The sequence below is a fragment of the Geotalea uraniireducens Rf4 genome, from assembly GCF_000016745.1.
In the GTDB taxonomy this organism is placed as follows: Bacteria; Desulfobacterota; Desulfuromonadia; order Geobacterales; family Geobacteraceae; genus Geotalea; species Geotalea uraniireducens.
In genome coordinates, this window is the sequence record NC_009483.1 from 2,820,627 (window position 1) to 2,842,945 (window position 22,319).

27 protein-coding genes are annotated in these 22,319 nt (G+C 56.3%); 11 read left to right on the forward strand and 16 right to left on the reverse strand.

The features are described from left to right. Positions 1-71: 71 nt before the first annotated feature. A complete protein-coding gene (locus GURA_RS12380) occupies positions 72-983 on the reverse strand; it encodes a nitroreductase family protein (protein WP_011939304.1) in 912 nt (303 codons plus the stop codon). 449 nt (positions 984-1,432) lie between these two features. Between GURA_RS12380 and GURA_RS22860 the strand changes: the two genes are divergently transcribed. The 8 genes from GURA_RS22860 to GURA_RS12420 all read left to right on the forward strand — a co-directional run bounded on the left by GURA_RS22860 (position 1,433) and on the right by GURA_RS12420 (position 7,983). Then, positions 1,433-2,092: a hypothetical protein gene (locus tag GURA_RS22860; protein ID WP_011939305.1), complete on the forward strand. Its 660-nt coding sequence runs from the start codon at positions 1,433-1,435 to the stop codon at positions 2,090-2,092. Then, a complete protein-coding gene (locus GURA_RS12390; RefSeq protein ID WP_011939306.1) occupies positions 2,089-2,784 on the forward strand; it encodes an ABC transporter ATP-binding protein in 696 nt (231 codons plus the stop codon). Before GURA_RS22860 ends, GURA_RS12390 begins: the two co-directional genes overlap by 4 nt. Then, positions 2,781-4,001, forward strand: a complete 1,221-nt coding sequence (locus tag GURA_RS12395) for an ABC transporter permease (RefSeq protein ID WP_011939307.1) — start codon at positions 2,781-2,783, stop codon at positions 3,999-4,001. Before GURA_RS12390 ends, GURA_RS12395 begins: the two co-directional genes overlap by 4 nt. Then, complete coding sequence (locus GURA_RS12400) at positions 3,994-4,728, forward strand: outer membrane lipoprotein-sorting protein (protein WP_011939308.1); 735 nt, start codon at positions 3,994-3,996, stop codon at positions 4,726-4,728. The genes GURA_RS12395 and GURA_RS12400 overlap by 8 nt, the downstream gene beginning before the upstream one ends. 74 nt (positions 4,729-4,802) lie before the next feature. Beyond that, positions 4,803-5,192: a hypothetical protein gene (locus GURA_RS12405; RefSeq protein WP_011939309.1), complete on the forward strand. Its 390-nt coding sequence runs from the start codon at positions 4,803-4,805 to the stop codon at positions 5,190-5,192. Further along, positions 5,193-5,954, forward strand: a complete 762-nt coding sequence (locus GURA_RS12410) for a hypothetical protein (protein ID WP_011939310.1) — start codon at positions 5,193-5,195, stop codon at positions 5,952-5,954. A 93-nt stretch (positions 5,955-6,047) separates the two neighbouring features. Continuing rightward, on the forward strand, positions 6,048-7,151 hold the full coding sequence (locus GURA_RS22865) for a sensor histidine kinase (RefSeq protein ID WP_011939311.1): 1,104 nt from the start codon (positions 6,048-6,050) through the stop codon (positions 7,149-7,151). Then, a complete protein-coding gene (locus GURA_RS12420; protein WP_049818920.1) occupies positions 7,138-7,983 on the forward strand; it encodes a LytR/AlgR family response regulator transcription factor in 846 nt (281 codons plus the stop codon). The genes GURA_RS22865 and GURA_RS12420 overlap by 14 nt, the downstream gene beginning before the upstream one ends. Here the strand turns inward: GURA_RS12420 and GURA_RS12425 are convergent. The 7 genes from GURA_RS12425 to GURA_RS12455 form a co-directional block, all read right to left on the reverse strand. Beyond that, on the reverse strand, positions 7,934-8,446 hold the full coding sequence (locus GURA_RS12425; protein WP_041245432.1) for a DUF4829 domain-containing protein: 513 nt from the start codon (positions 8,444-8,446) through the stop codon (positions 7,934-7,936). The genes GURA_RS12420 and GURA_RS12425 overlap by 50 nt on opposite strands. 170 nt (positions 8,447-8,616) lie before the next feature. Continuing rightward, complete coding sequence (gene arsM, locus GURA_RS12430) at positions 8,617-9,459, reverse strand: arsenite methyltransferase (protein WP_011939313.1); 843 nt, start codon at positions 9,457-9,459, stop codon at positions 8,617-8,619. A gap of 79 nt (positions 9,460-9,538) precedes the next feature. Then, positions 9,539-9,892, reverse strand: a complete 354-nt coding sequence (locus GURA_RS12435) for an ArsR/SmtB family transcription factor (RefSeq protein ID WP_011939314.1) — start codon at positions 9,890-9,892, stop codon at positions 9,539-9,541. A gap of 68 nt (positions 9,893-9,960) precedes the next feature. Further along, positions 9,961-10,815 carry an isocitrate lyase/PEP mutase family protein gene (locus GURA_RS12440; RefSeq protein ID WP_011939315.1) on the reverse strand — a complete coding sequence of 285 codons (855 nt, stop codon included), beginning with the start codon at positions 10,813-10,815 and terminating at the stop codon, positions 9,961-9,963. A 258-nt stretch (positions 10,816-11,073) separates the two neighbouring features. After that, entirely contained in the window at positions 11,074-11,823 is a 750-nt protein-coding gene (locus GURA_RS12445; RefSeq protein WP_011939316.1) for a hypothetical protein, read from the reverse strand. Between the two features lies 1 nt (position 11,824). Then, a complete protein-coding gene (locus GURA_RS12450; RefSeq protein ID WP_041245433.1) occupies positions 11,825-12,895 on the reverse strand; it encodes an MFS transporter in 1,071 nt (356 codons plus the stop codon). Between the two features lie 157 nt (positions 12,896-13,052). Further along, positions 13,053-13,322 (reverse strand): carboxymuconolactone decarboxylase family protein, encoded by a 270-nt coding sequence (locus GURA_RS12455; protein WP_011939318.1) that lies wholly within the window; start codon positions 13,320-13,322, stop codon positions 13,053-13,055. Positions 13,323-13,545: 223 nt separating this feature from the next. On the opposite strand from GURA_RS12455, the gene GURA_RS12460 reads away from it, so the two are divergent. Continuing rightward, a complete protein-coding gene (locus GURA_RS12460) occupies positions 13,546-14,955 on the forward strand; it encodes an aminotransferase-like domain-containing protein (RefSeq protein WP_011939319.1) in 1,410 nt (469 codons plus the stop codon). 122 nt (positions 14,956-15,077) lie between these two features. On the opposite strand, the gene GURA_RS12465 is transcribed toward GURA_RS12460, so the two are convergent. The 3 genes from GURA_RS12465 to GURA_RS22870 form a co-directional block, all read right to left on the reverse strand. After that, the gene (locus GURA_RS12465; protein WP_011939320.1) at positions 15,078-16,301 is read right to left on the reverse strand and encodes a SufB/SufD family protein; all 1,224 of its coding nucleotides are present in this window, start codon (positions 16,299-16,301) and stop codon (positions 15,078-15,080) included. Then, a complete protein-coding gene (locus tag GURA_RS12470) occupies positions 16,289-17,029 on the reverse strand; it encodes an ABC transporter ATP-binding protein (protein WP_011939321.1) in 741 nt (246 codons plus the stop codon). The genes GURA_RS12465 and GURA_RS12470 overlap by 13 nt, the downstream gene beginning before the upstream one ends. A gap of 109 nt (positions 17,030-17,138) precedes the next feature. Beyond that, positions 17,139-17,786, reverse strand: a complete 648-nt coding sequence (locus tag GURA_RS22870) for a protease inhibitor I42 family protein (RefSeq protein ID WP_011939322.1) — start codon at positions 17,784-17,786, stop codon at positions 17,139-17,141. Positions 17,787-17,926: 140 nt separating this feature from the next. On the opposite strand from GURA_RS22870, the gene GURA_RS12485 reads away from it, so the two are divergent. Both GURA_RS12485 and GURA_RS12490 read left to right on the forward strand, forming a co-directional pair. Next, a complete protein-coding gene (locus GURA_RS12485; protein ID WP_041245434.1) occupies positions 17,927-18,106 on the forward strand; it encodes a hypothetical protein in 180 nt (59 codons plus the stop codon). A gap of 17 nt (positions 18,107-18,123) precedes the next feature. Then, complete coding sequence (locus tag GURA_RS12490) at positions 18,124-18,963, forward strand: CheR family methyltransferase (RefSeq protein ID WP_011939323.1); 840 nt, start codon at positions 18,124-18,126, stop codon at positions 18,961-18,963. Between the two features lie 42 nt (positions 18,964-19,005). Here GURA_RS12490 and GURA_RS12495 read toward each other — a convergent pair whose 3' ends face one another. From GURA_RS12495 to gntH, 5 genes are all read right to left on the reverse strand, one after another. After that, positions 19,006-19,383: a type II toxin-antitoxin system VapC family toxin gene (locus tag GURA_RS12495; RefSeq protein ID WP_011939324.1), complete on the reverse strand. Its 378-nt coding sequence runs from the start codon at positions 19,381-19,383 to the stop codon at positions 19,006-19,008. Beyond that, positions 19,380-19,619: a type II toxin-antitoxin system Phd/YefM family antitoxin gene (locus GURA_RS12500; protein WP_011939325.1), complete on the reverse strand. Its 240-nt coding sequence runs from the start codon at positions 19,617-19,619 to the stop codon at positions 19,380-19,382. The genes GURA_RS12495 and GURA_RS12500 overlap by 4 nt, the downstream gene beginning before the upstream one ends. 232 nt (positions 19,620-19,851) lie before the next feature. Then, positions 19,852-20,289, reverse strand: coding sequence for an SseB family protein (locus tag GURA_RS12505; RefSeq protein ID WP_011939326.1), 438 nt, complete (start codon positions 20,287-20,289; stop codon positions 19,852-19,854). 210 nt (positions 20,290-20,499) lie between these two features. Continuing rightward, positions 20,500-20,733, reverse strand: coding sequence for a hypothetical protein (locus tag GURA_RS24315; protein ID WP_011939327.1), 234 nt, complete (start codon positions 20,731-20,733; stop codon positions 20,500-20,502). A 281-nt stretch (positions 20,734-21,014) separates the two neighbouring features. Then, the gene (gene gntH / locus GURA_RS12515) at positions 21,015-22,280 is read right to left on the reverse strand and encodes a guanitoxin biosynthesis MBL fold metallo-hydrolase GntH (protein ID WP_011939328.1); all 1,266 of its coding nucleotides are present in this window, start codon (positions 22,278-22,280) and stop codon (positions 21,015-21,017) included. Positions 22,281-22,319 lie beyond the last annotated feature (39 nt).

The following is a 22,319-nucleotide window of genomic DNA, read 5'->3' on the forward strand; positions in this document are numbered from 1 at the left end:
CGTTGCAGGCCTTCAGATGTTCAAATTCGTGCCGGAAAAACTATTTCGGTAGTGATAGATTCGCCCGTGTGTCAGTAGTAGTTCAACGACTGGAATGAGCGGCGAATGGCCTTCCGGTGCGGACTGGCGTGATAGCCCATGATCAGGATGATCTTCGGCGAATTCCCCTCGGGAAGCCCATATTTTTTCAACAAATCCCGTCGTCGCCCCACTACAGGAGCCGAGCAGCCGATCATACAGGTCCCCAGCCCCAGGGATTCGGCGGCAATCATGGCATAGGTGCAGGCGATTATTGCATCAGCGCTGTCACAATAGGGTGAGGAATGAAACATGAGGGCCGCCGGCGCGTTGTAGAAAACATAGTCCGTCCCTCGTTCCTTGCCTTTGACCAGAATACGGCCCAGCGGCAGGATGAAGCTCTGGAACTGCTGCCAGACGCTTTTTTTCATGAACAGCCTGGAAAGCTGTTTCATGGCAGCGTTGTCGAACAGCTTCAAAAAACCCCGATACGAGTCGGCCGTGTCCCTTGCCAGTTCGGCGACCTTGTCCCGCCCATGAAAGACGGTCACGCCAACCTCCCAGGGGGGTATCCCCATCGGTGCCGTAGCCGCAACTGCCAGCACTTGGTCGATCACCAGGCGCGGAACGTCATCCCCGGTAAATTTACGTATGCTCCGCCGTGCCAGCAGCAGCGCTGCCAACTGATCCGCATCCGCCCGGGATTCGAGCATGGGGAGATCGACAATATCGTCCGGATGCAGCCTGCGTCCCGTAACGCTGATGCAATGTGCAGGGCAGACCATCATGCATTGACCACAGGCAATGCAACCGAACATGGCGGCATTGTCGATGGCGATCCCGGTGGCCGTTTGTGTCAGGACTTCGAGCGGGCAGATGGCTGCACACGCGCCGCATGCCGTGCAGGAGTTCCTGTCGATGACCGGATTGCCCGGCGCATCGCCGAGACTGGATATGACACCCATACGTTAACTCCTTTTGCATTCAATGATAAAAGATGCACTCAGCGGGGTCGTACCCATTCATTAGTATTCCCAGCGCGTAGTTTTCAAAGCGATTGCCGACCACATCGACCAGAAGGTTCTGATCAATACTCAATCATTCGAGTTATCTCGTGTCAATACAATTTTCTACCCAAAAAACGTAGAAAATAACTTCTAACTTACTAAAGTGGTCATTACATGCCTTTTTGATCATGTCAGTTAGAGTCGTTGCCAGCTCTCCGATACAAATCGAACCATATGTTTTATTAGATGGTCACAATATCTTCTGGATGCCGGTCGCATTATCTTTTCCCATTAGTCACCACTATTTACATTTTATCTCACCTACAAGCGCTTTGTCGCAAACCTGATGCATAAGCATTTCGTTTGTGGCTATCCTTGATTAACATCGATCAAAGGGGGGCACAATCATGCGTAACATTTCAATGAAAACAGTATGCATCGGCTTTCTGATCACCTTGGCAGTTAACGGGCTGGTATTGGCGCAGGATCATCTTGAGGAGTTCGTAACCGCACAAAACCGGTTCGAGCATGGTCTCCGGGGCTCAAAGAGCGATAACGAACGGGCAGCAGAGCAATTCAAATCGTTGTCGGAACAGGAACAGGGGAATCCTCTTTTTCTGGCCTATTACGGCAGCACTTTCACCATCAGGTCCCGCGACGCCTTCATGCCATGGAACAAGTTGAAGCTTGGCGAGCAAGGTCTGGATATCATCGACAAGGCCCTCAGGATGCTTGCCCCTGAGCATGACAAGGTCATGATGCGCGGGGTGCCGGTAAGCCTGGAGACAAGGCTGGTGGCGGTCAGCACCTTCCTCAAGGTTCCGGACAAGTATTTCCATCGCTTTGACGCGGGGCGGAGTTTGCTCACGGAGACGATGAAGAGCCGGCTATTCCAGGTTGCCCCCCCGCAGATCCAGGCCCGCTTCCACTTTCAAGCCGCATCCGTAGCGCAAAAGGAGCAAAAGAATGCTGAAGAGGCATGCCAACTCAAGCGCGTCCTCGAACTGGACCCGCAGGGGCGGGATGCGGATGCCGCTCGAGCCAGGCTGAAGGAGTTGGGGTTATGATCAGCACCATCAATGAACAGGCGGCCTGTCTGCTACGGCTTGACGGGGTGTCCAAGTCGTACTGGATGGGTCAGGCATACGTGCCGGCGGTGCGCGCGGTCACGTTGGCAGTCAGGTCAGGTGAATTTGCCGCACTCATGGGACCGTCCGGCAGCAGCAAGAGTACCCTGCTGAACATCTGCGGCCTGGTGGATCGCCCGGACACCGGCTATGTCAAGCTCGAAGGCGTGGAGATGGGGCGTCTCTCCCCGGAAGAATTGACCATGGTGCGCAGGGAAAAGATCGGCTTCGTCTTTCAGGGATTCAACCTGGTTCCGGTCATGACGACCTTTGAAAACGTGGAGTATCCGTTGTTTCTCGCCAATGTGCCTGCAAAGGCGCGACAGGAGCGGGTCCATGAGATGCTGGAACGGGTCGGTCTTGCCGAGCTGGAGCAGCGGCGCCCCGATGAGCTGTCCGGCGGCCAGCGGCAACGGGTGGCGATTGCCCGGGCGCTGGTCAAGGTGCCGAAGCTGGTGATCGCCGATGAACCGACCGCCAATCTGGATAGCGTCACTGCCAACCAGATTGTCGAAGTGATGCACGACCTGGGCCGCTTGAGCGGGACAACCTTTCTGATCGCGACGCACGATCCGCGCCTGACCGGACTGTGCGATCGAGTGATCACCATGAGCGACGGGGTGCTGCTATGAAATGGCTTGTCTTTGCCTGCAAGAATGTGCTGCGGAATCGGCGCCGTTCACTCATCACCGTCCTGATCGCGGCGGTCGGCACAGCCGGCGTGCTGGTAGGGGGCGGTTTTGCCCTGTTCACCTACGAGTCGCTGCGGGAGATGGCGGCGCGGGAGAACGGCCATCTCACCTTGGCGCACAAGAGTTACTTCGAGAGCGACGAAGATACCCCCATGCAGTATGGCTTGGCAGACTTCACGGCACTGAAGAGCCGCCTGGAGCAGGACAAGCGGGTACGCATGGCGCTTCCCCGCGTGCAGTTCTCGGGACTCCTCAGCAACGGTGACAAATCCTCGGTCTTCGTCGGTATGGGCGTTGATCCTGCGGGTGAATTCTACGCCAAGGGGCCGGCGATGCGGGTCGTTTCCGGCAGCACCCTGAGCCGCGGGCAGAAAACCGGCGCGGCCCCGGAAATCATGCTCGGGACAGAGCTGGCCCGGCAGATGAAAGCGGCGCCGGGCGCGGTACTGACACTGCTGTCAACCACCACCTCGGGAAGCCTCAATGTGCTGGATGTGGTGGTTCGCGGAATAATGACCGTCGGCGTTCCGGAAATAGACAAACGGCTGATATACGTCGATGTTCCCACTGCGCAACGGCTGCTTGTTACAGACAAGGTGAGCACACTGTCGGTGTATCTCCATGAGACCGCGCAGACGGACGAGATGCGAAAAGAGATCGCAGCCATGCTGCCGCAGTACAGCGTGCAGACCTGGCGCGACCAGGCATTTTACTATGTTGCGGTGCGCGGCCTCTACAACCGGATTTTCGGCCTGCTGGGGGCCGTGATCGTCGTCATGGTGGTATTTGCGGTATCGAACACCCTGGCCATGGCCGTTGTGGAGCGGACACGGGAAATCGGCGCCCTGCGCGCCCTCGGGACCCTGCCATCGCAGATCGTGCGGGTCTTTGCCCTTGAGGGGCTGGTGCTCGGCGCAGCCGGCACAGCTCTCGGCATGCTGGCCGCCCTGTCCGCTTCCATCTTCTTCATGCTGGCCGATGTTCAGATGCCGCCGCCACCGGGCCGGTCGGTCGGCTATCCGTTGCAGATCAACATCTCGCCCGAACTCTATCTGCTGACCACGCTCGTCATCATCGCGCTCTCCATTGCCGCGGCGTGGTTCGTCAGCAGGAAAATGGCGGCCAAACCGATTGTGGAGGCACTGACCCATGTTTAAAAACCTACTTACAGGCACAGCGATCATCCTTTTCACGGCAATGGCGCAGGCCGCCGATGTCAAGACGCTCCTCAGGCAGGCGGACAGCTATCGCCTGGAATTCGACTCCATGCAGGTGGAGACCGAGGTACAACTGTTCAAGTCCGGCAAACTGGACAAGGAGCGGCTCTATGCAGTCTATCTCAAAGCCGGCCGCCGCTCCCTGGTGATCATGCAATCCCCCGGAGAGAAGGGGCAGAAGGTGCTGATGCTCGGCGACGCGTTCTGGCAGATCATGCCCCAAAGCCAGCGGCCGATCCGGATCACACCGATGCAAAAGCTCCTGGGCGATGCCTCGGTGGGAGACATCGCGACCATGAACTGGAGTGAGGATTACGACGGGATGGTTGCGGGAGAAGTCGTGGTGGGTGATATCCCCTGCCTGCACCTGACTCTCTCCGCACGAAGCAAGGGGGTGAGCTACCAACGGATCGAGCTCTATCTGGCGAAACAGGGGGCCAGACCGGTCAAGGCCGAACTGTATGTGGCTTCGGACCGGATCGCCAAACAGGCCACCTTTGCCGTCGAGCGTGTCCACGGTCGCCCCCGGGTGACCGCCATGACGATCACAGACCAGATTCAGATCGGACGAGAAACAGTCATCCGCTATCTGTCCCGGAAGCCACGGACCATCCCGGATGAGTATTACAACCCGATGTTCCTGACACGGAACGACATCAAGGAATGAAAGGTGTGCAGAGTAGTTCTTGTCATCCTGCTGGTTATGACCACGAACCTGTACGCCGCCGAGGTTGCCGTCAAGTGCGGGCAATCCCGGAGCTCCACAGTCTCAATTCCGGCAGCCCATTCGCCCTCGGGGCGCCTCTGACCGACTTCGGCAAGGATCGCTCCCGACAGGAGGTGGAACTGCGGGCCAGGCCATGGGACATCAATGTTGTCGCCACCGCCCGGGCGACTGTGCAGGAGCAGAGCACGCCGGAGTACCGACTCACCATCAATGAACTGTACTACGACTTTTCGTTGCTGGGCGAACGCTTCGGCATCGGGAAAAAGATCCTCAGTTGGGATGTGGGCTTCGGATTCCGCCCTCTCGATGTTATTCAGCAGGAAAACCGTCGGGCGGTCTTTACCACGACCCTGGAGGGAGTGCCGTACCTTGCCTGGGAGAAATTCCATGGCGATGCGGCATGAATGCTCGTGTATGCCACCCCCGGCCGCGGCAAGGCCGGGATGCCACGCGATGACGAGTCGCTTGCCCTTAAATTCTATCAGCATGAGGGAAACACCGATGTACATGCGATTGCGCGGCTGAGCGAACGCAATCATATCGAGGTCGGCAGCGCATTTACCAACGTGGCGGTGGAGAGTTTCGAGTGGCATGGCTCGCTGCTTTATCAGGAACAGTACGAGCGGTTGTACAATTCGCTGATCGGAACCACCGGCATGCCGATCAGCAGCAGCGATCCGATGACAAATCGTTTGGAGCGGCACGGCGTAAAGGCGCTTATCGGTTTCACCTGGACCGGACAGTCCGGGTTCTCGTTACTGGGAGAAGCATGGTATGACGCCGGTGCCTACTCGGCCGGTGAATGGCGGGCGGTGAAAAACCTTACCGAGCGGCAGGCCGCCCTGCTCGGGCAAGGCGTGCCGGAATCGGCGGTGCGGGGAAACATTGCCTTCAGCACCCGCTATTTCGACCGGCCGAACCTGCTGCGCGAGAATCTGCTGTTACGGCTGTCCCATCGCCAGGAGGGGGGAAATCTCGAACCGGCACTGGATATTCTCTGCACGCCTGCGGACGGGGGAGTGGTTGCCACGGCCTCCGTAGGGTACGAAGGTAACCGTTTTCGACTGGATGCCGGGGTTCGTCAGTTCGGCGGAGCGCGCAATTCCGCCTACCGCATGCTGCCGGATGAGAGGATCGTCTATTTTGCACTCCAGGGATTTTGGTAATGCATGACACGTCTTCGGTTAGAGCTGCATGCTTGACAGTCGGCAACATGAAATTGGCTCTTGTATCCGTTGTATGATACTATTGGTAACCATATGACACAGCATACTAACCCATTGCACCGTTCGGAGACGACCAGCAGACCCGGGCAGAACGGGGAACGATGCGTCTCGTTCACCCGTCTGATCAAGGACCTTGCCGTGGTTGTGCTCTTGATGCTGGTCCTTGCGGGACTACTGACCGCCTTGCTGGAACCGGGCTACCTGTTTCACCTGCGGTATACCCTTGCCATTGGCGTCTCAATCCTGCTGATATCCCATCTGTTGATGGCATGGCGCCGCACGAGCCACCTGGACTGGATGACTTCCGGCAGCGCCATCACCATGGGAACCGGCCTGGGCATTCTTCTCGGAACTCTTGCCAATGGGGCCGACCAACTTCTTCTGTTTGAAAAACATCCCAACCTGTTGGTGACAATACTGCTGGTTTCACTCGTCTTTGGCCCGGCAATCTCCTACTATTTTTACTCGCGCGGGGTTATTGCCGAAACAATGGCTGCGCTTCATCAGGAAGAGCTTGAGCGCATCTCCTCCGAACAGCGGCTGACCGAGGCCAATTTCAGGATGCTGCAGGCGCAGATAGAACCGCATTTTCTATTCAATACCCTTTCTAACATTCTCAGCCTGATCCGCACCAGACCGGATACTGCGGAGCAGATGCTGGGCAATTTCACCGATTATCTGCGCGCATCCCTGCAGCAGACCCGGGTCGACAGGATCAGCCTTCAGGAAGAACTGGCAATAGTTCGATCTTACCTCGATATTATGACAGTACGGATGGAAAAACGACTGCAGTATCATATTGACGTACCGCCGGAATTGGATAACGTGATGGTGCCGCCACTGCTCATTCAGCCATTGGTGGAAAATGCCGTCAAACACGGCATAGAGCCGAAAGCTGAAGGTGGAGTAATCACCGTCCATGCGGAAAGGGAGAGCGACATGCTGATCCTGGAAGTCATCGACACCGGTGAGGGCATTTCTCCTTTAAGTTCCATGGGAGTGGGTATGACCAACATTCGTGATCGCTTGCAACTCCTTTACCAGGGGCGGGCGAGTTTACAGGTAAGGGTAAGCGACCCGCAAGGCGTGACCGTAAGGCTGACCATTCTCCTGGATGCCGGGAATGCCCATGATTAGCGCCTCCGGAAAGCGGCCGACCGCGATAATAGTCGATGATGAACCGCATCTGTGTGCGTTCTTGAAACGACAGCTCACCTCCTGTTGGCCGGAACTGGACATTCTGGCAGAGGCAAACAACGGGCCGGATGCGCTTCGTTTGATCGGGGAGCTGCATCCCGACGTGGCATTCCTGGATATACGGATGCCCGGGATCGATGGCCTGGATCTGGCGAGCCGGGTAGGAACGTTATGTCATGTCGTGTTCGTGACCGCCTATGATCAATATGCCATGCAGGCCTTCGAAAATGCGGCTGTCGACTATCTGCTCAAGCCGGTTGCCTTGGAGCGATTGAACAAAACCGTTAATCGATTGAAATCGCAACTATCCTCCGTCCCGCCGGATTTGTCGCCGCTGATTGCGAAACTGTCGGAACAGATCCGGCCCCAAAAACAGTACTTACAGTGGCTGCAGGTCTCGTCGCACAACGATATCGAGTTGATACCGGTTGATGAGGTGGAATTTTTTCAGGCATCGGATAAATATACCCTGGTGGTAACCCGAAACACCGAACGGATAATGCGCAAGTCGCTGAAAGAGTTGGAAGAAGAGCTTGACCCGGAACGTTTTTGGAGGGTGCATCGCAATGCCATCGTCCGGGTGGCAGCGATAGCGCGAATTTCCCGTGATTTCAGAGGGCACCATGTCCTCCATCTCCACCAGGGTGGCCGTACCCTGGCTGTGGGGCGAAACTATTCTCATCTGTTCAGACAGATGAGACTTAAGCCTTCACCGTTAAGACCTAATACCCCCACTCATCGATCCGCCACGGGCCATCCGGTCGATCCCTGACGAGGATGTACAGCCAAGGACCCACCCGCCCGCTGCCCAAGCTCCCACCTCTGGCCCGGATGTCAAATTCCGTTGTAAAGACCTTACGGGAGTCGAATGGGGTCATCTTTTCACGCACGCTGATGAGCCTAACTGAATCAAGCTTTTCGAACTCCCAGTCGATTCGAACGCCCGTCCTCCTCTCGTGCCAACCCACAGAGCAGAGGGCCTCCATCGTGCGTGCGTCCTTCTCCGCCCAGGCTGCAAAGAACTTTCGGATGACTGCTTCTGGCTCAGCGGGCAGATAAGTATGCGAATCAGCAGACGGAAACCCTACAGCCGATTGAACCGAAGCCATGGCTCGCTTCGACGCGTCGCCGAAGAACTGCCGAGAGTTTGTCTCGCGCGACACCGTGCCACTCAGCAGCAGGGCGGCTACGAGTACTGCCAGAGCAATGACAATGCACGCCGAGAACCTGCGCATATGCGCCTCCTTTGCATAAGTTGGATTCGATACGGCAATACTGTTTATGTTGGTCGGGCAGTTTAAGGTCATGCCCGGGACCGGAGCTAACAGCCCTCCTTGCAGTGGGCTATGGCCCTGAGTTGGTATCTTTCCTCAGCATTGTGATCACCTCCTTCCCGTAGGCAATATCAGGCCGGTTTTTTCCCGTAAACCTTGGCGCTCCAGATCTTGCCGGCCAATTCCTTGGCATATGAACCGATCCGCTTAGAAATCTGCGGAGTGCGGTCGAAGGCCTCGCCAAGGGCAGTTTCGGCAAACCCGGCGATCTGACCGGCGTCGTAAACCAGCCGGTCGAGCACCTTGACCTCTACCATTCCCGCTTCTCGCAACCCTTCCAGGTATGCCTCCTCACTGATCGCACCACTAATGCATGATGAATAGAGGGTCGGGATCGCGAGCAGTTCCGACGGCAGATCCTTGGCCACGATGTCCGAGACCAGCATCGTTCCCCCCGGTTTCAGCACCCGGAATATCTCTCGAAACACCTTCTGCTTCTCCGGTGACAGATTGATCACGCAGTTGGAGATGACCCAGTCCACCGACCCGCTTTCAACAGGCAAGGCCTCGATGATCCCCTTGCGCACCTCAACATTGGTAACTTTTGCGGCACGGATGTTTTCGTTAGCCTTGGCAATCATTGCATCGGTCATGTCGACGCCCATGACCCGTCCGGTGGGGCCGACTTTCTGCGCTGCCAGGAGCAGGTCAAGACCGGCGCCCGAACCGAGGTCGAGGACTACATCCCCCTCCCTGACCCCGGCATAGGCGAGCGGATTGCCGCAGGCAAACGAACTGGTTGTCATCTCAGCAGGCACAGAGGAGAGCTCTGTTGCCGAATAGCCTGCGAGAGTTGCGAGCGGCCCTTGTGGTGAAAGCGAACCGCAACCGCAGCCACACCCCGCCGGGGCTGCTATTCTTTTTGCATAGTCTCTGCTTACCTCATTTCTGATTTCTTCTGCCGGTCTGCTCATTTTCATCTCCTTTTCTGGTTGAGTTTCCCTTGATAGTGTGCAAATGTGCACCCTAATGCACATTTAAGGGCAAAAAAAACTACTTGCAGCCGCCCGGACAGCACTCGTTGATGCAGGTGGTGATCAGCTCCACAATGGCTGCCAGCTTGGCGCGAAAGACAACGGCATTGACCATGTAATAGACATGGCGGGAGATCTTCTCACTGCTCAGGATCTCTGCTTCCTGCATGAACCGGAGGTGGCGGGAAATTACCGACCGGTCCTGGGGCAACGCCTTGGCAATGGCCGCGATATCCGAGCTGCCGTTCAAGATCAGGAACTTGAGAATCTGGACCCGTACCGGCTCGCTCAGGACCTTGAAGAATTTGGAGTCGAAATTGGCGACCAGTTCTTCGGCGTAACTCTCTCTGGTTTTGGTTTGCGTGTCATTCATACCCCGACTATATATGCATTTACGTGCACATGTCAACAAAAAGCTGGAATACGAACCTCAACGGACGACTATTTGTTCAGAAGTTCCCTCGGCTTGAACAGGCTGTCAACATCCGCTTTGGTCAAGGTATCACTGAAGAGGGTTTCGTATGTTCCATGTTCGGCAAGCTCGGCCGCTATCTTTTTGGTGCATGCAAGCGCCGTTCGGAATGCCCCCGGGCCGATGCTCAGGCGCGACACACCCAGTTTATTCAGTTCGGGAACGGTTGGTGTGACCGGACTGGCAAAAATATTGATGGGGGCATCAATAGCTGCGACCAGACGTGCGATCATCTCACCGTCAAGCCAGCCGGGGATGAAGATGCAATCGGCGCCAGCCTGTCGATAGCTGTTGGACCGTTTCACCGTTTCCTGAAACTGGGCCTCCGGGTCGGAAAAACGAATCTGGTAGGTATCGGTCCGCGCATTTATTACCAAGGGAATCCCGACGGAGGCAGCAGCTTCCCTGACGGCTTTCAGTTTCTCGCATTGAAAACCCGTATCAAAGAAGGGCTGATCAGGATTACCGGTGGCGTCCTCCAGATTAATTCCCGCCACACCGGCCTTGATAACCCGCTCGACCGTCTCGACTACCTTATCGATTTCCTTTCCATAGCCCGCTTCGATATCGGCATTGACCGGAAGATCGGTATTTTTCGCGATACGTTCGATAACTTCCATCATTTCCGCAAAAGGAACACACTCCCCGTCCAGATAACCAAGAGAGGCAGCAATGGCGTAGCTTGTCGTACCGATGGCTTGAAATGAGGCATGTTCGAATATTCTGGTACTCGCCACATCCCAGGCATTGGGCAGAACCAGAGTACCCGGACCTTGATGAAGCCGAAGAAATGCTTCTGCCTTTTGTTTTTGTTTATCAAGCATTGTACCCCTCCTTGAGGTCGTAATTTAATTGCAATGTGCAACCTTGATAACTTACCCAACACCACGACAGGTGCTTTTTTTCGGTGTTCCATTAAGAAGCCGCAGCAAACTGACTACAGTATCCCGTCAAAAAGGGATCATGACTTTCCTTGGGTTAAACTTAATCACAATATTTGCAAAATGCAAGTAAAATTTTGAAGGTGAGTGCATATTTTATAGCCACCTATTTTTGTGATAGTGCGAAATGTTTTTGCATTGCTATCGTGCTTCAAAGAATCGACCCTGCACGACAAGTAACTCTGTTGAGGATATAAAAGCTTCCAGCAGGTTCGTAAATGGCTCGACTGCCGACCTTTCTACGGTTTCATTGGTGAAGGCGAACAGTGTTACCAGCGTCGGGTGCCGGGCATACCCGCTGCCGAAGCCGAACACACTCTTCACGCCGTGCGCTCCGACGAATTCCTGTTTCGGCACGATCATCCGCCCCTGCGGATCCCTGTCAATCCCGGCATCCCTGATGTGGAGCATGCCGCGAAACTGATCCGCACGCCCCGTGGAAACGACCTTCGTCTCCCAGTCATCGATCAGACCCAGGTCGAGCCCTACGCTCTCGAACTGCCGGGAGAGCATGGAGAGCGAGGATACGAATGAGGTGGAGGCCAGAGGGATGCAGCGGAAGTGCGATGAAGCACGGCGGTCGTTCCACGCCGCCATTTCTCCCCGGCTGCCTAGCAGGGTGAAGATGGGAGTAGCGCCGTTAATCAGATGTGATGTATTCGTGTCCCGCCCCCTGCCGTCCACGAAACGCCGGTCCTCTTCCGGCAGTTCTGCATAGGGGATGGTCATGAACAGCCGCAGCAACACAAGCGAGTCGCAAAATTGCCCGTAAAGCCTATCCATGAGCCTCTGTGCCGCCTCCTGCGCGCCGGCGCAACCGGCGATCTCGCCCATCCCCGCCTGCAACTCTTCATAATCAATTGTGGTGGCGTCAGACAAACGTTTTGTCATGTCATCCTCCGATCTCGAACACCGCGGTCCGCTCCCGGGAGAAGGCAAGCCACGTCCCAATCAGGCTGACAAATGCCAGAATTCCCGCGCCCAGCATAATTTTCTCAGCCCCGTACATACCGGCAAGATAACCGCCAAGCAGCATCGATGCTATGCCGGGGGGGGTCAGCAGTGCGGTGATCGATCCGTAAACCCTCCCCCTTATATCCGCCCTGGTCACCCTGTCCCTTACGGAATGGATACCGACCAATGTCGTGTAGAACAAGGCATAACTCGCCAGCACAATCGCCAAAGCCAGGTTGAAATCGTGTATGAGGCCAAGCGATGCAAACAACAGGTAGTGTGCGCCAAGTCCCACCACAACAAGCCTGGAAATCTCGACCCTTTTTGCGATAACCGGGCCGAAGAGACTGCCCGCAATGCTCCCCACTCCGATACAGGTCATGAACAGCCCGTACGCCGTGCTTCCCAGCCCGAAGTACATCTTCACATAGACCACGAACAACGATAGTTGCAATCCAAGGAAGAGCCTCCAGAAGATTGCTATGAACGCCAGGAAGCGCAGGGAGCTGTCGTTGGCGATGTAGGCGATGCCAGCCTTCATGTTGGCCAGGATCCCTGCTGCGGTCCTGATGCCGGTGTCCGTACTGTCCTGGAGCCGAATTCGGGTAATGATGGCCGATGCAAAAAGATAGATAAGGCTCGTGAGTATCAAAAGCCAACGCGGCGTCCAGAGAACAGCGATCAGGCCTCCAGCGAAAGGGGCGACAATCCGGGCAATACTGAGAAGAATCAGAACCGTGGAATTTCCCTTGAGGTTGTTTTCCTTCTGCATGATCTCGGTCATGATCAAGGTTCTGACGTTCATGATCATCATGGCGAAGATCGAGATGACAAACCAGATGGGATAAATCCAGGCGATTCTGTCTACGAAGGCGATTGCTGTGATCAACACCCCCATCGCCCCCGAGGCAACGGCAAAGACCTTCGTCCGGTCGTAACGGTCGGCAATCGTACCGTAGAGGGGAGAAAACAATCTGGGGATAAACGAGACCGAGGTGAATATCCCCACGTTCAGCGCGCTGCCGGTAAGGTTGTAGACTGCACGGTCATGACGAAGAAGACGAACTCGTAACCGAAGGCTGACAAGAGGTATCCCGCGAAAAAGTTTATCAAGTTTTTTCTGGACATGATTTCGTATCTCCTTAAACAAGTGTCAAAGCTGATGTTCACGGCCCCAGGAACTGGTAACCGTTGCCCTCCATGACAACTTCAAACCCCTGTGATTTCCCGGCCTGCAAATTAGAGGAGAATGTCTCCATCTTGTCGGCGGCCCCTTTCCTCACGCGCTTGCCGATCTCAATGGCCGCCGTCACCTCCTGCGGGTCTGCGCCCGACTTCAAGGCTTTTTCCACATGAATCCGGAGACATGGCTGGCAGTTGGCGGTGATAGATGCGCCCACGGCAATCAGTTCCCTTATCCTGTCGTTCAGTTCCATAATTCCACCCCCTTGATATGGTTTTGCATCCGAGCCGTTCAGGTCGGACCATTTGTAATTGAATAATAAGAGCATCCAGGATAAATGCGTAGATGTAATGGCTCAGATTTGTCATGGTAACAGTTATTGGTCGAAACAGACTGTTACCATGCATTTTTGCGGAAACTGTATTTGTCTCACGTGACGAATTGGGGTAGAGTGGATTTAATTTCGGGAGGTTTCTATGCTGCTCTATGAAGAGGTCGCCGACAGGATCGGCGGGATGATCAAGAATGGGACCTACCGGGCCGGCGAGCGAATCCCATCAATACGGGCCCTGAGCCGGCAGATGCGGGTCAGCGTCAACACGGTCATGGAGTCCTACGCCCGGCTTGAAAACCTGGGAATGATCGAGGCGCGCCCCCAATCAGGCTATTACGTCTGTTCCAATCTTACGGATCCGGCGCGCCGGTCAGCCGTTGAGAGAGTTGGGGATATCGCACCGAATCCGGTTATCCTGGGAGATGTCGCCCTGGAGGTCATGCGCAACATAGCCAACCCCGCGCTCGTTCCGCTCGGCGGGGGCATACCGAATTCAGACCTGCTGCCGGTTGACAGATTGAACCGCATGCTTGCCTCCGAATCGAGGCGGTTCCGCCTGCAAAGCATTTCCTACCCGCCGCATCAGGGTCACAAGCGGCTTCGCACCCAGATCGCCAGGCGTTCGCTCAACTCCGGCTGCTCCCTGGCGCCCGATGATATCGTCATCACCTCGGGTTGCGTAGAGGCGATGAACCTGGCGCTTCAGGCGGTGTGCCGCCCCGGCGACACCGTGGCCATCGGCTCTCCAGTCTACCCCACCTTTCTCAAATCGATACAGTGGATGGGGCTGAAGGTGCTGGAGATCCCCTCCTCAGGCTCTGGGATGAACCTGGAAGTCCTCGACTACGCCATCCGGCACAACCCGGTCAGCGCCTGCATCACCATAGCCAACTTCAACAATCCGCTTGGGAGCCTCATGCCGGACGACCGGAAGCGGGAACTGGTAACTCTTCTGGCAAAGCACGACATCCCTCTCATAGAGGACGACGTCTACGGCGATCTGGCATACGGCCCAGTACGGCCCCCCTCGACCAAGGCCTTCGATGAAAAGGGGCTGGTGCTCTACTGCTGCTCGTTCTCCAAGACCCTGGCCCCCGGTTACCGGGTCGGTTGGATCGCCCCCGGCAGGTTCATGGAAAAGGTTGCCCAATTGAAGACACTGTTCAACATTGCCACCGCCTCGCCGACCCAGCTCGCCGTCGCCGAGTTCCTGACCAACGGAGGCTACGATCATCACCTGCGCACACTCCGCCGGGCCTATGCCAGACAAACGGCTCTGGCGCGGGAAGCGGTCAGTCGCTATTTCCCGCCGGGAACACGGGTCAGCCGCCCCGAAGGGGGTTATATCCTGTGGGTGGAAATGTCGGAGGGGTTCGATGCCTTCGGTCTCTACGAGGCGGCCTTGCGGGAGGGGATCGGCATCGCCCCCGGATCGATCTTCACGTTGGGGGACAAATACAAAAACTGTCTCAGGCTTAATGCCGCCTTCTGGTCGGAACGGGTTGAAGAGGCACTGGAAACACTTGGTTGTTTGGCTGAAAAGATCGCGTAATGGGGTGGCTTATGTCCGCGGTTCCGTCCTGGTGATTGTGCTGCGATGCCCTAAATCATGTCCCCGAATTCTCAGTGTACCCAGCGCGATCGAGCATTATCGAGGCCAATTCCCTCCATGACTCAGAATCCACCTTCCGTCTCCCCGGTCCTGAGCGCCCTCTTGATCTCGTCGTTGATGCTCTCCGGCAGACCCTTCATCTCGATATCAAGGAACCCGCGAACGATGGCTGCCGTCGCCTCTTCACCGGTCAGCCCCCGTGCCATGAGGTACTCGATTTCTTCCGGGGCAATCTTCCCGACCGCCGCCTCGTGAGTCATCTCCAGATCCTTTACGCTCCCCTCCAGCTCGGGAATGGCATGGATCTTCCCGCGGTCAGAAAGGATAAGCCCGCGGCACTCCAGGTGCCCCTTGACCCCTTCTGCCTCGCCGATGAAATGGCCCCGCGCCACTATGTTGCCACCCGTGGTGATGGCCTTCGAGACGGCCTCGGCCCTGCACCCCTTCGCCCGCAGGTAGACCCGTGCGCCCACATCGATGTTCGACCCCTCCTGGGCGAGGAGGACGGAATTGAAGCGGACCGTGGCGTTTTCGCCCACGCAGTAGGCAGTCGGGTACGCCTGGAGGGTTTTTACCGGCTTCATGCAGATATAGTTGCTGATGAATACGCCGTTTTCTTCGACGATCGCGGCGGTTCTCGGCCGCACGGCAACCTCCGGCGCCCAGTTGTGGATCATGGTGAAGGTGAGCCGGGCATTTTTCTTCACGTAAAACTCCGAGACGCCGATGTGGAGACCCGACCTCACCCGGGGAGCCACCGTGCACCCGGTGATGATGTGCAGCTCGGCGCCCTCCTCGGCAATGACGATATTGTGGACGTTCTGGGCCAGGCCTTCCCGCGTCATGTAGAGACACGCCTGAAGGGGAACTTCGACCTTTGCGCCGGGAAGAGCCCGGAGAAAATAGCCGTGGTGCGGTTCAAGCTCGGCCCTGGCAGTGTACTTATCCGCATCCACCGCCAGGGCCTTCCACCAGTAATCCTTCAGCCAGTCGTACTTTTCCAGGGCTGCGCCGATATCCATCACCTCAAGCCCGCTCTGGTAGGCGGCAGCAAAAACGACCGAATGGTCCATCTGGAAAAAGGACCCCATCCGGCAGGCCTCACCGGTATCGACTCCCACGCTCAAGGCCCTTTCCCGAACATCATCAGGCAGCTCCCGCAGCCCGGCAACCTTCCCGTGCTCAGCCGCCTCAGCCTGATAGGCGGCAAGGTCGATGTCGGGGCCGAACGGCGCAGGTTTTCCTGCTGCGGCTTCACTCTTCTTTTTCAGATCTATCCGCGACATTGCACACACCCCTCGTACCCCTTCGTTCTGATGTCTTCCAGGAGATCCCGCGGGTTGCCCGAGCAGTAGACGGTGCCGTCGAGCATCACGTAGGCGCGATCGGCGTTCACGTAATCCAGGACATATCCCGAGTGGGTGACGATCAGCCCCGCCCTCCCCCTTTGCGCCGCGGCCTTCTCTTTTTCCAGGAGATCGTTGATCGCCCGGCCGACCAGGTTGATGTTCACCAGATCCACCCCAGAGTCGGGCTCATCGAGCATGATGAACGACGGCTCCTGTCCCATAAGCTGCAAGAGCTCGCTCCGCTTGATTTCGCCCCCGGAAAAACCGAGGTTGATATCCCTATCGAGGAAGTCGGCCAGATTCAGTTGACGCGCCAGACCAAAGAGCTCATCTTCGTCCCTATGGCGTCTTTTCTCCATGCAGATGCGCAGTATCTCCCTGAGCTTGACCCCCCTGACCGCGGGCGGACGCTGGAAGGCCATGCCGATCCCGAGCCGTGCCCGCTCGTCTATGGCGAGCCCGGTGATGTCTTCGCCTCTGAAGAGTATCCGGCCGGATTCCACCCGGTAGTGCTCCACGCCCATGATCGTCTTGAGCAGAGAAGTCTTGCCGCAGCCGTTCGGGCCGAAAAGGACCGCAACAGTCCCCGCCTCGATCCGCAGGTTCACATCCCGCAGGATCCGCTTTTCTCCGATCCTGACCGTCAATCCCGTTACCTCGATCATTCATGCATACCCGTTTCCATCCTCTCGCTACAATCCCCTATCCTAGAAGGGCAGGAAATATGCTTTCATGGCATCCTCCCGGGGCGTTATCTATGCCGCAGCGCGACGTTCACGGCTGGGGTGCAGTCCGCTCCCGGTCAGACACCGTCCCCTCAAAAATCAGCGTCTCCCCCGTGAAGAACCTGCCGCTACCCTGGTGTTCCCAGAAGGTCTCCCTGCCGTCGCTGTAGCGTGCGCCTGAAGCGGATGGCGCGGCAGGCAGGGTCACACGACGCCCATCCGGCAGGGTAACGGTCACCAGGTTCCGGTCGAGGTCATAGGAAGCTGTTGCCGTTTTCCCATCCGCGGAACGATAGGTGGCAGTCGTTATGCGTGCTTCAGTAAGAACCGTCACCGTCAGGTCGAAACCTCGCAGCGGCGGGACCTCCTTTTCCCAGGAGCGGCGGTAGACCAACTTCACGGCTGACGTTCCCGGTTTGAGTGCAAAAACGCGGAAGGTGTACCGCCCGCCGGCACCGATGAGTGAAGAATCAAGCACAAAGGTCGGCTCGGGATCGGGCATCAGCACTATTCGATCGACATCGGCAAGCTCCCACGTATACCCGGTGGTCGGGTTGCCGTCCAGGGTGATAGAGATGGTCTCCCCGACAAGGACAGAAACGCTCCTGCCGCCGTCCTTCTCTGTCAGTTCGAGGGCTTTGGTAATGCAGGGAAACAGAAGTACGAGTAGCAGCGTGCACAGTGACGCAAGGTTCATGTCATCCCTCCCCCATCGACGCTTGGAAACTAAATTATATCTTAAAAATTCAGCAGATAAAGACAGGTAGAAAAGTTTAATCAACTGGTTATAATATCAACAACGGGTAACGTGGACGAGAACGCCGGGAGGTGGCCACCATGACGGATGCAGATGACGAAAAACTGGGCGAGAAGACGTCCCTGTACTGTTCTGTCTGCGAAGAAGAGCGGACCTTCGTATGGGCAGTATGGAGTGGCGTGGAGTATTTTGGCTACCCACCGGAAAATGAATACGGCTGGGAGTGTACCGTCTGTGGCAGTAAGGTTAGCGTGCCCTGACCGCGTGACGGGACGGGATGTCAGCGGAGGGGGGAGACGAGGCGGTGACCTTTGACCGGTTTCTCCAGGAAGCAGCCCTGCTTGAGGAGCTTGTATGGCGCAAGTACCGGCGTCGGTCGGCCCGCCACAGGGTCGAACTCCGCATGAAGGAGCTCGGTCTCGACGGTTTCGATGCCTACCTCGACCTCCTCCGCTCAGACCCGGAGGAGACGTCAGGGCTTGCCGACCTGATGCGGGTCACGGTGAGCCGTTTCTTCCGCGAGCGGGAACAGTGGTCGACCCTTGCCGACAAGGTCATCCCCGCACTCCTTGCAGCGAAAACGGACGCGGATGTCCTCCGGGCCTGGAGCGCCGGCTGTTGCGGCGGGGAGGAGCCATACACGCTGGCGATGGTCTGGCTGGAGAGCATCGCCCCCTTTCATCCGGGGAGCGCAATCGAGATTATTGCCAGTGATATCGACGAGGCGAGCCTTGAGCGCGCCGGCGCCGCGCGTTACTACAGTAGTTCTCTGCGCGAAGTTCCGCCCGATGCTCGTGCGCGTTTCTTTATACGGGAAAAGGGGCTCTGGAGTCTTGCCGGTGAAGTGAAGGGGCTGGTGAGACTCGAACGACGGAACGTGATGAGCGATCCGCTTCCGTTCGGAATGGACCTTGTACTCTGCCGCTACCTGGCATTCACCTACTACCGGGGCGAGCGGCTCCTTGCCGCGACGCTCCGCCTGTGGCAGGCCCTCAGGCCAGGAGGGGTTCTCATGGTGGGCAAGAAAGAGCGTCTTGCCGGGCCGTCGTCAGCTTTCTTCGAACCGTGGCCGGGATGCGATGGTTTTTACCGCAGGAAAGAGGTTCAATCGAACTAAATTGAAAGTAGCATTTAACCCTTCAGTTGCTGGTTTCAGCGATCAGACCTGGATGACAAGCTCGGAGTATGCCGACAGAACCCCGTCCATCGTGACCAGGCGGAGCGGTTCGGAGATGGCTTGCGCGATCAGCATACGGTCGAAGGGATCTTTGTGATGATTGGCAAGCCCGGGGAGAGCAAGGGCGTGTTCGGGGGTTATCGGCAGAGGCTCGAAGCCGCTCGCGCGTATACCGGCCACTAGCTCGGCGGGGTCGGCTTCAAGCTTGCCGAGCCCGATCTTGATGACGGCCTCCCAGAGCGTTGCCGAGCTGATGTAGACGGTTTCAGCCTCTTGGATCATGGTCCGGGCAGCCATAGAAAGTTGGGGGGAGTCATCGAGCCACCAGAGGTAGATATGGGTATCGAGCAGGATTCTCATGCGCCAGCCTCGAAGGCATCGAGAACGTCATCGGGGAGAGGCGAGTCGAAGTCATCGGCAACCCTGATTTTCCCCTTCAGATAGCCGGGCCTGCGGACGGGCCTCTTCGCGCTATAGGGAACGAGCCGCGCCATAGGTTTATTCCCCCTGGCAATGACGACCTCTTCCCCCTCCTGGATCTCGTCAAGGAGACGGGAGAGGTTTGTTTTCGCCTCATGCGTGTTGACGACCGCCATTGTCGCACCTCCATTAGCTTAGTCCAGTTTAGTTTACTGTGACCCGCGCACTTTGTCCACTATTTTGAAAGCCGAATACTCCGTTGAATCAGCTTCTCTCTTTTCCCCAGAATGCGGTCGGCAACAGGAAACGAACCGCTACATCGCCCGGCCCGCCGCCGCGACCGCCGCCGAACTCCACCAGTATTTCCATTAAATCCGAGCCCAAACTGAATCTCCCGAAAAAGTAAGTTTATTCTCTTTCCTCTTCCGTCACTTTGTCCGCTTCGGCGTTACAGCGCTCTACCACTTCCCTGAGCCAGGCAATCTCATCGGGGAGAAACTGCTTTGAGTAGGGGGTGCCCACATTCAGCGCCCAGCGCAGTGGCGGCTGCGTCGTGGCGGCGAGCACATGCCCCGGCACCTCGACGCTGTCCACCTTGGCCTGCGCCCAGGCTTGCACACGCTCTTCGCTGTCGAAGAGCATCAGGTAGTCGTTTCCCTCCGACTCGATCACCAGCGGCAGCACCTGCCCTTCCGCACCACCTTCGCCTGCTTCAATCGCGTCCTGCTCGTTCAGGGTCGGGACGAAAAACGTGCTATTGAGGAAAAGATCATAAAACTTCGATTGGCTCTTGGCGTCGTTCATATCCTGGCGCAGGGTCTCCAGCGCCTTGTCCATTTCTGTCATGGTTAACTCCTTTCGTTGCTTCATTGTTGTGGGGACGACCCGGCGCCCTCCCCTTCAGACTTCCTTCCCCTTTTATCGTAGGGGCGCGGGCTTGCCCCACCCTGTTTTGATTGATTTTAAAATCCGAAACAAAGACACCTCAAAGGCGGACACCCAAAGACGGGCGGGCCAAGGCCGCGCCCCTACAGGAGCTTACAAACACCATTCCTGCTAGTGGAAAGGGTGGTTAGTGGCAGGCACGAGGAGTTGCCCAACTGTCCCGCCGATGACCATAATGAACTCGCCAAAGTATCCGAACAGAAGGTGACCGGCCTCGTGGACTATCAGGTCAACCCGGTCGAGAAAACTTCCGTCCTCGAAGCTTCGGGCGCAGATGAAGCCGTAAATCGCAAGCAGGACCGCTAAGCATGCCTTCGCGCAGTTGAGTTTTCTTTCAGTTGCCATATTGGTCAGCTACTTCGAACTAGCATAAATTTGTTCGTACTTTAACGCGAATAGACTGATTTATAAAGCATGTAGGATAAATTATGAAATAAAAACAGATTATCAGGGCAAGTTGTAAACTTGATTACAGCAGATAGATAAACAGACAAGAGCGTCCCCCGTGGTTTCCGATGGGTGCTCCGGTACCTATTGTTACCTAAAAATAAAAAAACTTCACGTTAAAACCGTGAAGTTTTGATTTTCTTGGAGCGGGAAACGAGATTCGAAATAGTCACACGTGATCAACTCTTCTTCGTAGTACATGCTCTGTAAAGGTCCGCCGGAATGACATTTGCGAGAAGGGTGTTGTTAAACTGGGCTAGTGGACCATGATATTTGGGATGCGCCAGTGTTCCTTTGAGTGGGTCACCTTTATACCATGGATAATCCGGAACGACAGCCATGGCCTGTTGAATCGTCTTATCCTTGTTGATAGTGATTACCAGCAGATCCGTGGCGATGGTAACATCACCACCGTAAAAGCAGCGAATATCAGCGTAGGCTGGATCGATGAGATCCGGATCATTCGGGAAATGTGTGGCCACTCCCAACCTGGGCTGGGTCTGGCTCATAATATAGCCGAAAGCTGATTGCAAGGTGTGGGAGTTCTCAATTACTTCTGCATTTAACGCTAGTACCTTGTAATAGCCTTCATCCCCTGGTTTGAGTCCTGTCTCCTTGGTTGTCCAGACGTCGGCGGGAGCGGCCATCTCATGGATCAGTATGTCAACCCCTTGTGCATGCTCAAGCACATAGTTGTTGGGCTTCGTGTCTCCGGTAAATACCATTGAGATCCCATTCCACTCCAACTTGTAGCTAATGGAGCCATCCCGTGCATGTATGGCCGGAAAATGGGAGATTTTCACACCATTTTTGTGATAGGCAATACCCGGGTTTTTCATGTAGCGCAACTCTTTGACTTTTAAATCGTAGCCATCACCGTCCCCTTTGTAGCCGGTAGGCAGGAAACTGAAGCTCTCCCGATGCCACTTAGCCATCTCCAGCAATTTCTTGCAGAAGAACCACGTCCCTTCGTTTTTCGTATCTCCGCTCGGCCCCCACACATTGAGAGCGCTTTTGCGGTCAGACGCGGGGCCAAAACAGTAAATGGTCGTAAGATCGCTCATGTGATCCCCGTGCAAGTGGGTCAGAAACACCTTGTCCATCCTGCTGTATGGCACCCCCAGAGCAACATATTTGGCCACAACGCCTGATCCGCAGTCAAAGACGAACTGGTCCAAAGGCTTCCCGTTTTCACCGCCACCCACCTCGACATAGATACTGTTGCAAGCCTGGTTGATCCGGGGTGTATACCAGGTTCCACAAAATGTTATGCGCATCTCATCCGGCCCCAATGCTGTTCCAGGCTGGAAGCTCTGGTTTAATGTCTGCTGGCCGTTAGTATCTCCGGATGCAAGTGCCACTTGCCCGAGAGCATTGCCCGCTATGCATGCTCCGATTCCTAACCCGGAGATTTTCAACATGTCCCGACGTGAGATCTTTCCCATAACGTCCTCCTTTGTGTTTTTAAAATCTAAACACATCCC